The 12574-nt window shown below is 72.2% G+C and carries 9 protein-coding genes and 1 pseudogene; 2 read left to right on the top strand and 8 right to left on the bottom strand.

Annotation, left to right across the window (positions count from 1 at the left end; translation table 11 throughout):
* Positions 1-121: 121 nt before the first annotated feature.
* From QF032_RS35505 to mqnE, 8 genes are all read right to left on the bottom strand, one after another.
* On the bottom strand, positions 122-2632 hold the full coding sequence (locus tag QF032_RS35505) for an AMP-binding protein (RefSeq protein ID WP_307059300.1): 2511 nt from the start codon (positions 2630-2632) through the stop codon (positions 122-124).
* A 10-nt stretch (positions 2633-2642) separates the two neighbouring features.
* Positions 2643-3494, bottom strand: a complete 852-nt coding sequence (locus tag QF032_RS35510) for an ABC transporter permease (RefSeq protein WP_306946457.1) — start codon at positions 3492-3494, stop codon at positions 2643-2645.
* Positions 3494-4483, bottom strand: a complete 990-nt coding sequence (locus QF032_RS35515) for an ATP-binding cassette domain-containing protein (protein ID WP_306946455.1) — start codon at positions 4481-4483, stop codon at positions 3494-3496. Before QF032_RS35515 ends, QF032_RS35510 begins: the two co-directional genes overlap by 1 nt.
* Before the next feature lie 101 nt (positions 4484-4584).
* Entirely contained in the window at positions 4585-5790 is a 1206-nt protein-coding gene (gene mqnC / locus QF032_RS35520) for a cyclic dehypoxanthinyl futalosine synthase (RefSeq protein ID WP_307059302.1), read from the bottom strand.
* 35 nt (positions 5791-5825) lie between these two features.
* A complete protein-coding gene (locus QF032_RS35525; RefSeq protein ID WP_307059303.1) occupies positions 5826-6725 on the bottom strand; it encodes a menaquinone biosynthetic enzyme MqnA/MqnD family protein in 900 nt (299 codons plus the stop codon).
* 49 nt (positions 6726-6774) lie between these two features.
* Complete coding sequence (locus QF032_RS35530; protein WP_307059306.1) at positions 6775-7536, bottom strand: thioesterase II family protein; 762 nt, start codon at positions 7534-7536, stop codon at positions 6775-6777.
* 208 nt (positions 7537-7744) lie between these two features.
* Positions 7745-8062 carry a ferredoxin gene (locus QF032_RS35535; RefSeq protein WP_307059308.1) on the bottom strand — a complete coding sequence of 106 codons (318 nt, stop codon included), beginning with the start codon at positions 8060-8062 and terminating at the stop codon, positions 7745-7747.
* A gap of 125 nt (positions 8063-8187) precedes the next feature.
* Positions 8188-9351, bottom strand: coding sequence for an aminofutalosine synthase MqnE (mqnE, locus tag QF032_RS35540; RefSeq protein WP_307048353.1), 1164 nt, complete (start codon positions 9349-9351; stop codon positions 8188-8190).
* Positions 9352-9779: 428 nt separating this feature from the next.
* On the opposite strand from mqnE, the gene QF032_RS35545 reads away from it, so the two are divergent.
* Together QF032_RS35545 and QF032_RS40950 are read left to right on the top strand one after the other, a co-directional pair.
* Positions 9780-10640: a 1,4-dihydroxy-6-naphthoate synthase gene (locus QF032_RS35545; protein ID WP_306946443.1), complete on the top strand. Its 861-nt coding sequence runs from the start codon at positions 9780-9782 to the stop codon at positions 10638-10640.
* A gap of 285 nt (positions 10641-10925) precedes the next feature.
* Positions 10926-12542, top strand: a pseudogene (locus QF032_RS40950) (type I polyketide synthase); the annotation flags it as partial.
* Positions 12543-12574 lie beyond the last annotated feature (32 nt).

The following is a 12574-nucleotide window of genomic DNA, read 5'->3' on the forward strand; positions in this document are numbered from 1 at the left end:
GCCCGTCCTCGATGAGTCGAGGACGGCCGCCGGCGGCGGTGCGGGTTCGTACGAGTCCGGCAGTGCCAGGGCGTGTCCGCACAGTGGCGTCGCGCGCCGGACGGGACTTTGCGGACACGATCTAAAGCAGGGCGTCCTGGTGTGCCGCCGACGCGGCTGGTACGGCGTCGCCGCGCAGCGGCGCGCAGGTCACCGAGCGCGCGGTCAGCACCGGGTCCCCGGCGCCGTCGGCCGCCGCCAGGTCCCAGGAACCGTCTGTCGTCGGCCGCAGCCGCACACGCAGCACGGACGCGCCGGGGGTGTACAGGGACACGTCTCGCCAGCGCACCGCCGCCGTCGGCTCCGCGTCGTGCGGTGCCGGCTCTCGGGCCAGGCGTACGGTGCCGGCCAGCGCCGCGTCCAACAGCACCGGATGGAGCGCGTGACGGTCCTGGCCCGTCACCCAGTCGGGCAGCGCCACCTCGACGAAGAACTCGTCGCCGCGCCGCCACACGGCGCGCGGTGTCCGCGCGGCGTCCGGCCGGCCGGCGCCGCGGTCCCCGACGACCCGGCGGGCGCCCTGCGGGGGCCACACGGACAAGCTCACGTCGGCTACCGCGGGGGAGACCGGCGCCACCGTCGCCGTCGCGTACCGGGTCCACGGTCTTCGTGACGCACCTCGTGGGTCGCGCCGCCCGTGCACCGTCACCGGCCTGGTCCCGTCGGCCCCCGGCGCCCCGACCGTCACCCGAAGTTGCACGCCGCCGTCGCGCGGCAGGACCAGCGGTTCGTCCGCCGCCACGTCCAGCGCCCGGGCGCAGCCGACGCGGCCCGCCGCGTGCAGCACCAGGTCCAGCAGGGCCGCTCCGGCGAACACCGCTGCGCCGTCCACGCGTTGCGGCAGCGTCGGGTCGCCGCCGGCCGCGGTGATCCAGCCCGTGCACACCAGTTCGTCGCGCCCGGGCAGTTCGACCACTGCCGAGAGCAGGGGATGGCCCGCGTCGTCCAGCCCCAGCTCGACGGCGTCGGAAGAGCAGAGCGATTCGTGCGACCGCTTCCGGGACCGTCGCCACAGCGGCCGTGCCGGCAGTCCCGCCAACAGTCTGCGGGCGACCTTCCCCGCCGGATCGCGAGGAATCTCGGGGACCTCGTGGATCTCCTCCGGGAGCTTGAACGCGGACAACCTCCGTCGGCAGGCGGACAGCACCGCCTCCACGTCGAGCTCCCCGGCCGTCGGTACCACGTAGGCGACCGGCACCTCCCCGAGGGTCCCGTGGGCGACGCCCGCGACGGCCGCGTCCGCGACCCCGGGCGCCTGCACGAGGGCCTCTTCCACCTCGCGCGGGTGGATGTTCTCCCCGCCCCGGACGATCAGCTCCTTGAGCCGGCCGGTGAGCGTCAGATATCCGTCCGCGTCCTGGCGGGCCAGGTCACCGGTGCGGTACCAGCCTTCGGACAGCACCCTCGCGGTCTCCTCCGGCTGCCGGTGATAGCCGGGCATCAGCGCCGGACTGGACACCCACACCTCACCTTCGGCACCCCGCTCCACCTCGTCGCCGGTGCGCGGGTCCGTGAGCCGCAGCGTCAGTCCCGGCAGCGGCACACCGCACGAACCGGGCACGTACGGGCCCCCCGGCAGGTTCGTGGTCATCGCGCCGCCGGCCTCCGTCGAGCCGTAGCCGTCCAGCAGCGCGATGCCGAACGCGGAGCGGAACGCCTCGTGCAGGGGCCGCGGACACGGCGAGCCCGCCACCACGCACACCCTCAGCCGTGGCACGCAGACCGCGCCGGGCCGGGCGAGCTCCACCATCTGGTGGTACATCGCCGGCGCGCCCACCAGGAAGGTGGCGTCCTCCTCGAGGGCCCGGCGCAGCACCTCGTCGGCGGCCGGGCCGTCCGTGATGCAGACCGTGGCGCCGACCGCCACGACACCGAGCACGCACACGTGGTGCGCCGCCGCGTGGAAGAGCGGCACCAGCCACACGACCCGGTCCTCGGGGGACAGCCCCAGCAGCGGTGCGTCGCAGGCGGCCGTCGTCCACAGCGACGTCCGCTGCGTGGACACGACCCCGATGGGCCGGCCGGTCGTCCCGGAGGTGTAGAGCACCCAGGCAGGCTCGTCCAGGCCCAGGTCGTCGCGGGGCGGATCGCGCAACGACCACGTCGACGCCAGTTCCTCCCAGCGCGGCAGTTCGTCGTCGGCCGCCTCCGTGAACCCCGGCTCGGAGTCCCGTCCGACGAGGATCACGACGACGTCCGGCCGGTCGGCCAGCACGCGGCGCAGCCGGGGCAGCCGCGCCGCGTCGGTGATGACCAGCCGCGCCGCGCAGTCGTCCAGCAGGTACGCCAGTTCCGCGTCGGTCGACGCCGGGTCCAGCGGTACTCCGACGGCGCTCGCCCGGGTGACGGCGAGGTAACTCTCCACCGCCTCCACCCGGTTGGGCAGGCAGATCACCGCCGACGCGCCTCGTGCCAGGCCCAGCCCCACCAGATGACCGGCCGCCCGGGCGGTACGCCGGTCCAGTTCGGCCCAGGTCACCGCGTGATCGGCGTCCTTGAACGCGATCCGGTCGGGCTGCCTGGCCGCGTGCCCGGCGAGCAGTTCGTGCACCGGGCGGATGAGCTCCGCCTGGAACGTGGCGTCCGCGGTCACGACTTCCTCCTCACGTACCGGCCGAACGGTAGCGGCGCACCGCCAGCGTCCGGCCCACCACCGCGATCAGCACCGACCAGGACAGCGACACCAGCACGGGATGCTGAGCGGGCCAGGCGCCCGTGGCCGCGAGCCCCGGGTTGCCGAACAGCTGCCGGGTCGCCTGCACCGTCGCGCTCAGCGGGTTCCACTCGGCGGCCCAGCGCAGCACCGTCGGGAGCGTGGAGGGCGCCACGAACGCGTTGGAGAGGAACGTCAGTGGGAACAGCCACAGGAAGTTGCTGGTTGCCGCCGCCTCCGGGGCGCGCACCGACAGGCCGATGACGACACCCACCCACGACAGCGCGTAACCCATGAGCAGCAGCAGAGCGAAGGCGGCGGCGGCTCGCAGCGCCCCGTGATGGATGCGCCAGCCGACCAGCAGCGCGCACAGCACCATCACCGTCATCACCATGACGTTCTGCACGAGATCCGCGAGGGTGCGGCCGGTGAGCAGCGCCCCCCGCGCCATCGGCAGGGAGCGGAACCGGTCGACCATGCCGCTCTGCATGTCGTTGGCCATGCTGACACTGCTGTTGCCTGCGGTGGCGAACGCGATGGTCTGCGCGAAGAACCCGGGCATCATGTACTCGCGGTATGCGGCGGCGTTCGCGGCGCCGGGCAGGCTGAACGACCCGGCGAATATGTAGGCGAAGAGCAGCACGAAGACGATCGGCTGCACCAGACTGAGGACGACCACCTCGGGGATGCGGATCGTCCGGATCACGTTGCGCCGCGTCACGACGAGGACGTCGCGCAGTGATTTGGCGGCCGATCCGGGCCTCAGCTCGGGTACGGACGATGCCGTGGCCGACACGTTCATCACTCCTTCTCGTTCGCCGCGCCGGCACCGACCGCCGTGCGCGATGTGTCCCGCGGGGCGACCTCGGTGAGGGCCAGGAAGACCTCGTCGAGCGTGGGCCGGCGCAGTCCGATGTCGGTGACCTCGATGCCCGCGGCGTCCAGTGCGGCGATCACCTGGGTCACCAGCCGCACCCCGCCGTCGACGGGAACCGAGACCATGCCGCGGGGACCGTCGACGTCCGGTGCGCGGGTGCCGTACCGGGCCAGCAGGGCGGCCGCGGAGTCGAGTTGCCCGCGCCGGGCGACGACCGCCTCGACCCGCTGGCCGCCCGCCTGCGCCTTCAGTTCGCGCGGTGTGCCGCGGGCGATGATCCGTCCGTGGTCGACGACCGCGATGTCCCGGGCCAGGCGGTCGGCCTCCTCGAGGTACTGCGTGGTGAGCAGGAGTGTGGTGCCCTGCGACACGAGGTCCTCGATGGCGTCCCACAGCATCAGCCGACTGGTCGGATCCAGGCCGGTCGACGGCTCGTCGAGGAACATCACCGAAGGGCGCACGACGAGCGCGCAGGCCAGGTCCAGACGCCGCCGCATGCCGCCCGAGTACGTGCTGGACATCCGGTCGGCGGCCCCGGTGAGGTCGAACCGGTCCAGCAGCTCGTCCGCGCGCCCACGGGCGGCCCGGGAGCGAAGCCCGTACAGCTCACCGATCATCCGCAGGTTCTCCCGGCCCGTGAGCCGGTCGTCGACGGCGGCGAACTGGCCCGAGAGGCCGATGGAGAGCCGGACCCGGTCGGGGTGGCGGACCACGTCGTGGCCGGCCACGACGGCGGTGCCCGCGTCGGGCCGCAGCAGGGTGGCGAGCAGGCGCACCGTCGTGGTCTTGCCCGCCCCGTTGGGGCCGAGCAGTCCCAGTACGCTGCCCTCCGGCACGTCAAGGTCCACTCCGTCCAGGGCCCGGGTCTCGCCGAAGGTCTTGACCAGACCCGTGGCGTGGATGGCACCCGCCATGGGGTTCTCCGTCCTCGTGTGTGCAGGGATGGGGCGGGGTGAGTCACGAGGGCGGGCGCCCCGGGCCGGATGCCCGCGCCCCGAACACCCGGCCCGGCGGCTCAGGTGGCGGCGATGAGCTTCAGCTCGGGGTGGGCCGTGCCGCCCGCGATGGCCGTGGACGAGACGTGGGAGACGACGCGCTCGTCGACCGGGTCGTTCGCCGGGTCGTCGTGCACGACGACGTGCTCGTACGTCGTCACGCGCTGGGCCGGGACGCGGCCGGCCGACCGGATGAGCTGGATCAGTTCGAGCAGGTTGGAGCGGTGCTTGGCGCCGGCCGAGGAGACGACGTTCTCCTCCAGCATGATCGAGCCGAGGTCGTCGGCGCCGTAGTGCAGGGAGAGCTGGCCGATCTCCTTGCCGGTGGTCAGCCAGGAGCCCTGGATGTGCCGGACGTTGTCGAGGAACAGGCGGGCGATCGCGATCATCCGCAGGTACTCGAACTGCGTGGCCTGCGTCTGGCCCTTGAGGTGGTTGTTCTCGGGCTGGTACGTGTACGGGATGAAGGCGCGGAAGCCGCCCGTGCGGTCCTGCACGTCACGGATCATCCGCAGGTGCTCGATGCGCTCGGCGTTGGTCTCGCCGGTGCCCATCAGCATGGTGGACGTCGACTCGACGCCCAGTCCGTGCGCGGTCTCCATGATCTCCAGCCAGCGTTCGCCGGACTCCTTGAGCGGGGCGATCGCCTTGCGCGGCCGGGCGGGCAGCAGTTCGGCGCCGGCGCCCGCGAAGGAGTCGAGGCCGGCCGCGTGGATCCGGGTGATCGCCTCCTCCACGCCCACCTTCGAGATCCGCGCCATGTGCTCGACCTCGGACGCGCCCAGCGAGTGGATCACCAGCTGCGGGAACGCCTTCTTGATGGCTGCGAAGTGCCGCTCGTAGTACTCGACGCCGTAGTCGGGGTGGTGGCCGCCCTGGAACATGATCTGGGTGCCGCCGAGCTCGACGGTCTCCGCGCAGCGGCGCAGGATGTCGTCGAGGTCGCGGGTCCAGCCCTTGGCCGTGTCCTTGGGGGCCGCGTAGAAGGCGCAGAACTTGCACGCCGTGACGCACACGTTCGTGTAGTTGATGTTCCGCTCGATGATGTACGTGGCGATGTGCTCGGTCCCCGCGTACAGACGACGGCGTACGGCGTCGGCGGCCGTGCCCAGCGCGTGCAGCGGGGCGTCGCGATAGAGGTCGAGAGCCTCTTCGGGGGTGATCCGCCCACCGGCGGCGGCACGGTCGAGGACGGACTGGAGGCGGTGTTGCGGAGGTCGGGGCATGGTGGTGGCCGGGCCTTTCCGGTGGCGTGGGGCGTTCAGGGGGCGATGGGACCGAGCAGCCGGACGGCGACGTCGGGAGGGAAGCCCTCGCCGCCGCCGCCGACCCGGCGCGCGAATTCGGCGATGCCGGCGAGCTGTTCCTCGCCGAGACTGAAGTCGAGGGCCGTGGTGTAGTAGCGCTCGAGCGTCGCGGCGTCGAACTCCTCCCACTGCGCGGCCTGTTCGCAGACCTTCGCCACCTCCGCCAGGGACAGGTCCCGGGAGGCCAGCAGATCGGCGTGGACCTGGCGCACCAGGGCGGGCTCGCGGGCCAGGAAGTCGCGGCGGGCGGCGAACACGGCGAACACGAAGGGCAGTCCCGTCCAGTCCTTCCACATCCGGCCCAGGTCGTGCACCTCCAGGCCCATCCGGGGCGCCTCGTGCAGGGCCGCGCGCAGGGCGGCGTCGCCGATGACCACCGCGGTCTTCGCCTCGGACATCATGGTGCGGAGGTCCGGCGGGCACACGAAGTACTCGGGGTTCACCCCGACGCGCTCCGCCAGCAGCAGCTGTGCCAGACGGACCGACGTGCGGCTCGTCGAACCCAGTGCCACCGGCTGCCCGTCCAGCTCCTCGAGCGGTACCTGGCTGACGATCAGGCAGGACATGACGTCTCCGTCGCTGCCGACCGCGATGTCCGGCAGGGCGACCAGTTCGTCCGCGTGCCGCAGGAACTCCAGCAGGCTGATCGGCCCCATGTCCAGATCGCCCGCGGCGAGCGCGTCGTTGAGGCCGTCCGGCGTGTCGGTGTGCAGATCCATGTCGAGGAGGGACCCGGTGCGGGCGAGTCCCCAGAACAGCGGCAGGCAGTTGAGGAACTGTATGTGGCCCACGCGGGGCCGGCGCCGGCGCACAGGCGTCGACCGCACTGTGTCGGGCGCGAGTTGCTGGGTCATGGTGCACAACTCCCGGAACGGGTCGAGGGGGAAGGACAGAGGGGTGCCGTCAGACTCGGGGGACCGCGGCGGTGAAGTGCTCGTTCAGCACGGCCAGCACCTCGGCCGGCCGTTCCGAGAGGAAGAAGTGCCCGCCGGAGAAGACCCGCACATCCGACGCGGCCCCGGTGTGCTCACCCCACGCGCGGGCTTCCTCCAACGACGTACGCGGGTCCGCGTCGCCGGTGAGGACGGTCACCGGGCAGCGCACCGCGGCGCCGGGCTCACAGCGGTACGTCTCGACGGCCCGGTAGTCGCTGCGGATCGCGGGCAGCACCATGCGCAGCAACTCCTCGTCCTGGAGGACCTGGGCGTCGGTGCCGGCCAGAGCGCGCAGTTCGGCGATCACACCGTCGTCGTCGCGCATGTGCACGCTCTCGTTCCGGACCCGCGAAGGGGCGCGGCGCCCGGAGGCGAACAGCCGGACGGGTCCCGCTCCGGCGCGCTCCATGCGGCGCGCGACTTCGAAGGCCGCCAAGGCGCCCATGCTGTGACCGAAGAAGGTCATGGGACGGTCGTCGTCCCACTCCGCGAGGGCCGCGCAGACCTCGTCGGCGAGTGCGGCGATCGAGGCGGGGCCCGGTTCGTGCCTGCGGTCCTGACGACCGGGGTACTGGATCGCCGCGACATCGACGCCGGGGCTGAGGGCGGCGGCGACCGGCAGGTAGAAGCTGGCCGAACCGCCCGCGTGCGGGAAGCAGACCAGCCGCTCGGCCGCCTCGGAGGAGGGCCGGAACCTGCGGACCCACAGGTTGTCGGTGGTGGAACTCATCGGACGTGTGTCCTTCCCGTGCGTCGATGTGGCGGCCCGGCGGTGTGGTGGCCGGGGCGGCCCGGTGGCCGGGGCGGTCCGGCGGAGTGGCGACCCGGCCATCGGGCGGTGAACCCGGCCACCGGGCGGTGAACCCGGCCACCGGGCGGTGGATCCGCCACCGGGAGACGGACCCGGCCGCTCCGGGGACGGGTGCGAGGACGAGGGCCTAGTCGGCGGCCTCGGGGCCGTACACCTCGACCCCGTCGGAGACACGGCGCACGTGGATGCATTCGCCGGGGCACTCCTTGACCGAGTCGACCACGTCCGTGAGCAGATCCAGGGCGAAGCGCGTCGTCGCTCCCGGAGCCTGGAGCAGTTCGTCCTGCTCGCTCTTGACGTAGGCGAGCCCGTCGACGTCCAGCTCGAACACCTCGGGGACGTACTGGGCACAGATCCCGTCGCCGGTGCACAGGTCCTGGTCGATCCAGACTTCCAGGTCCTCGTCATTCGTCGTCCGTGGGGACATAAACACCTGCCTGGCCATGTCGTCGTGGTGTGAACACGGTGCGCGGACATCTGCTCGGGACCGAGCGGAGTACGCACCGCACACGTGGGGGAGTCGTGCACGCGGTACACGAAGGGCCCGGCCGCCGCGGCCGGGCCGGCGGATCACACCCGCATCGGCTGCGGCGACTCGCGCCGTGCCGGGTCGGGGCCGTCGTACTCGCGGATGATCTCGTAGCGGGTGTTGCGCTCCACGGGGCGGAACCCGGCGTCCCGGATGAGGTCCAGCAGGTCCTCGCGGGTCAGCTTGTTCGGCGTGCCGTAGTTGTCGGCGTCGTGCGTGATCTTGTACTCGACGACCGAGCCGTCCATGTCGTCCGCGCCGTGCTGGAGCGCGAGCTGCGCGGTCTGGACGCCGTGCATCACCCAGAAGACCTTCACGTGCGGGACGTTGTCGAAGAGCAGCCGCGAGACCGCGAACGTCTTCAGCGCCTCCGCGCCCGTGGCCATCGTCGTGCGGGCCTGGAGCCGGTTGCGGACCTTGCCGTCCTTCATGTCGACGAAGTCGTGCTGGTAGCGCAGCGGGATGAAGACCTGGAAGCCGTTCGTCTCGTCCTGCAGCTCACGCAGCCGCAGGACGTGGTCGACGCGGTGGCGGGGCTCCTCGATGTGGCCGTACAGCATGGTGGCCGGCGTCTTGAGCCCCTTCTCGTGCGCGAGGCGGTGGATGCGCGACCAGTCCTCCCAGTGGGTGCGGTGGTCGACGATGTGCTGACGGACCTCCCAGTCGAAGATCTCCGCGCCGCCGCCGGTCAGCGACTCCAGGCCGGCGTCGATCAGCTCGTCGAGGATCTCCGAGGCGGTGAGCCCGCTGATCGTCTCGAAGTGGTGGATCTCCGTCGCCGTGAACGCCTTCAGACCGACGTTGGGCAGTGCCTTCTTCAGCTCGCGCAGCGAGCGCGGGTAGTAGCGCCACGGCAGATTGGGATGAAGGCCGTTGACGATGTGGAGCTCCGACAGGTGCTCGTTCTCCATCGCCTTGGCCAGACGCACGGCCTCCTCGATGCGCATCGTGTACGCGTCCTGCTCACCCGGCTTGCGCTGGAAGGAGCAGTAGGCGCACGACGCGGTGCACACGTTCGTCATGTTGAGGTGACGGTTGACGTTGAAGTGGACCACGTCACCGTTCTTGCGGGTCCGCACCTCGTGCGCCAGTCCGCCCAGCCACGCCAGGTCGTCCGACTCGTACAGGGCGATGCCGTCCTCGCGGGACAGCCGCTCACCGGAGAAGACCTTCTCCTCCAGCTCGCGCTTGAGCCCAGCGTCCATGGCCGGGAACCTCCTCGTTCAGTGCCAGGCGGCACGCGTGGTGACGGTGCGCACGTGGCATGGGCGTGGTCTGCCGCGTCGACGGTCCCCAGGGCGCGACCGCGACGCCCCGCGGAACCGGCCCTCCCGACCGGTGGTGGCCGGGCGGCACGGCACGGATCCGCACCACACGGCGACCCGTCGGTCCGACCGGCCTGGGCGACCCGCGGAACCGGCCAACGATCCGGCAACCGCGGGCCCCCGGCCGGACGGCGGGCATCGACGCCGTGTCGGGTGGGGCCCGCTCATCCTCGCGGAGGGCAGTCTGGGGAAAACCCCACATCCGCAACGGCTTTGCTGAGGGCATCGCTGCCGCACCACGGACAAGAACGCTGCCGCACCACGGACCAGAACGCTGCCGTACCACGGACAAGAAGGAAGGACCGGCCATGACGGCGCCCCTGACCCTCGCGCACTCGCCCTGCCCCAACGACACGTTCGTCTTCCACGCCTGGACCGAGGGGCTGCTCCCCGACGCGCCGGGCACCCGGCTCACCCTCGCCGACATCGACATCACCAACGGCCTCGCCGAACGCGGCGAACTGGACGTCCTGAAGGTCTCCTACGGCGTACTGCCGCGCATCCTCACCGACTACGCCCTGCTGCCCTGCGGCGGCGCCCTGGGCCACGGCTGCGGTCCCCTCGTCCTGGTGGCGGAGCCCGGTGAGCCCGCCGCCCTGGCCGGCGCCCGCGTCGCGGTGCCCAGCACCACGTCCACGGCCTACCTGCTGTTCCGGCTCTGGGCGGCCGACGCGATACCGGGCGGTGTCGGCGAGATCGTCGTCCTGCCGTTCCACGAGATCATGCCCGCCGTCCGGGACGGCGCCGTCGACGCCGGACTCGTCATCCACGAAGCCCGCTTCACCTACGGGCGCTATGGTCTGCACCGCACGGCCGACATGGGTGAGGAGTGGGAGAAGCGCACCGGACTGCCCATCCCGCTGGGCGCCATCGTCGCCCGCCGTTCCCTGGGGGAACCCGTACTGCGTCGGCTCACCGACACGATCCGCGCCTCCCTCCGCGCGGCACGGGAGAACCCCGACGCCTCCCGCGCCCATGTCCTCCGGCACGCCCAGGAGATGGAACCGGACGTCGTCGACCAGCACATCGGCCTGTACGTCAACGAGTTCACCGCCGCGCTCGGCCAGGACGGACTGTACGCCGTGCGCACTCTCCTGGACCGTTCGGCCGACCTTGGCCTCCTGCCGCGCGTCGCCGACGACGCACTGGACGCGACCCTCCGCCTGTGAGCGCGGGGTCGTGGTCCCGCAGCCCGGCCGGTCTCCGGCCTGCCCGGCAACGCTAGAAGTTCTCTTAGAGCCGCCCGGACCACAGCCCGAAACGGGCGCAACCCTTCCCATAATCGGCCCGAGGGACAGTCCTGGCACCGGGAGCGCCGCGGCCCGTCCCACGAGGGCGTCGGACGGCACACCGGCCCTCACCAGGCCCCGGCGCCCACGAGGTGCCGGGGCCGACCCGATGCCCCCGTGCCCCACCGCGAGCCAGCGTGCCCGCCGCCGAAGGGAGACCGATCCGTGAGCGAGGACAGGCTGCGCGAGTTCCTGACCCGAGTCTCCAGCGACCTCCAGCGCACCCGCGCCCGGCTGCGTCAGGTCGAGGGCAGGGCAACGGAACCGATCGCCGTCGTCTCCATGAGCTGCCGCTACCCCGGTGGGGTGCGCACGCCGGAAGACCTCTGGCACCTCGTCGACACGGGCACCGACGGCATCTCCGCCTTCCCGGACGACCGCGGCTGGGACCTCGGCGCGCTCTACGACCCCGATCCCGCCAACCCCGGCACCTGCTACACCCGGGAAGGCGGCTTCCTCCACGACGCCGCCGACTTCGACCCCGCCTTCTTCGGCATGTCCCCGCGCGAGGCCCTCGCCACCGACCCGCAGCAGCGGATCCTGCTCGAGATCGTCTGGGAATCCCTCGAACGGGCCGGCCTGCGCCCGGCCGACCTGCGCGGAAGCGCCACCGGGGTGTTCGCCGGAGTCATGTACAACGACTACGCCACCCGGTTCCCCGAGCCGCCCCCCGGCGTCGAGGGCCACCTCGGCAACGGCAGCGCCGCGAGCATCGCCTCCGGTCGCGTCTCCTACACCTTCGGCTTCGAGGGGCCCGCCGTCACGGTGGACACCGCGTGCTCCTCCTCCCTCGTCGCCCTCCACCTCGCGGTGCAGTCACTGCGGCAGGGCGAGTGCGACCTCGCCCTCGCGGGCGGTGTCGCCTTCATGTCGACTCCGGTCACCTTCCTGGAGTTCAGCCGGCAGCGCGGACTCGCGCCGGACGGACGCTGCAAGTCCTTCGCCGACGCCACCGACGGCACCGGCTGGAGCGAGGGCGCGGGCGTCCTCCTGCTCGAACGCCTCTCCGACGCGCGTCGCAACGGCCACGAGGTGCTCGCCGTCGTCCGCGGCTCCGCCGTCAACCAGGACGGCGCGAGCAGCGGACTCACCGCCCCCAACGGGCCGTCCCAACAGCGCGTCATCCGCCAGGCGTTGACCTCCTGCGGGCTCTCCCCGCTGGACGTCGACGCCGTCGAGGCGCACGGCACCGGAACCACCCTCGGCGACCCCATCGAGGCCCAGGCACTCCTGGCGGCCTACGGACAGGACCGCGCCGAGGACCGGCCGCTGTGGCTCGGCTCCCTGAAGTCCAACATCGGTCACACCCAGGCCGCCGCGGGCGTCGGCGGCGTCATCAAGATGGTCATGGCGCTGCGCCATGCCCGCCTGCCCCGCACTCTGCACGTCGACGCGCCCACGACCAAGGTCGACTGGACCGAGGGCCACGTACGTCTCCTCACCGAGCCCGTCGTGTGGCCGCCCGGCGACCGGCCGCGGCGGGCCGGGGTGTCCGCGTTCGGGGTCTCCGGCACCAACGCCCACGTCATCCTGGAGGAGACCCCGCCGAACGAGGCCGAGGCCACGGAACCGGAAGACGGGGACACGGCACCCGAACCCACGGCGACACCCCGATCCACGGCGCCGCCGGTCATCCCGTGGGTCCTCTCCGCCCGGACCGCCGACGCCCTGAGAGCTCAGGCCGCCGGCCTGCTCGACCACCTCGACACGCACCCGGGGATCGACGACCTGGCCGTCGCCCGCACGCTGACCCTTCGACGCTCTCTCTTCGAACAACGCGCCGTCGTCCTCGGCACCGATCGCGAGACCCTCAC

The sequence above is a fragment of the Streptomyces achromogenes genome, assembly GCF_030816715.1.
In the GTDB taxonomy this organism is placed as follows: domain Bacteria; phylum Actinomycetota; class Actinomycetes; order Streptomycetales; family Streptomycetaceae; genus Streptomyces; species Streptomyces achromogenes_A.

Coding starts and splice junctions, on each gene's coding strand:
- QF032_RS35510 (WP_306946457.1), bottom strand. CDS start 3,494: ATGAACGTGTCGGCCACGGCATCGTCCGTACCCGAGCTGAGGCCCGGA.
- QF032_RS35515 (WP_306946455.1), bottom strand. CDS start 4,483: ATGGCGGGTGCCATCCACGCCACGGGTCTGGTCAAGACCTTCGGCGAG.
- mqnC (WP_307059302.1), bottom strand. CDS start 5,790: ATGCCCCGACCTCCGCAACACCGCCTCCAGTCCGTCCTCGACCGTGCC.
- QF032_RS35525 (WP_307059303.1), bottom strand. CDS start 6,725: ATGACCCAGCAACTCGCGCCCGACACAGTGCGGTCGACGCCTGTGCGC.
- QF032_RS35530 (WP_307059306.1), bottom strand. CDS start 7,536: ATGAGTTCCACCACCGACAACCTGTGGGTCCGCAGGTTCCGGCCCTCC.
- QF032_RS35535 (WP_307059308.1), bottom strand. CDS start 8,062: ATGGCCAGGCAGGTGTTTATGTCCCCACGGACGACGAATGACGAGGAC.
- mqnE (WP_307048353.1), bottom strand. CDS start 9,351: ATGGACGCTGGGCTCAAGCGCGAGCTGGAGGAGAAGGTCTTCTCCGGT.
- QF032_RS35545 (WP_306946443.1), top strand. CDS start 9,780: ATGACGGCGCCCCTGACCCTCGCGCACTCGCCCTGCCCCAACGACACG.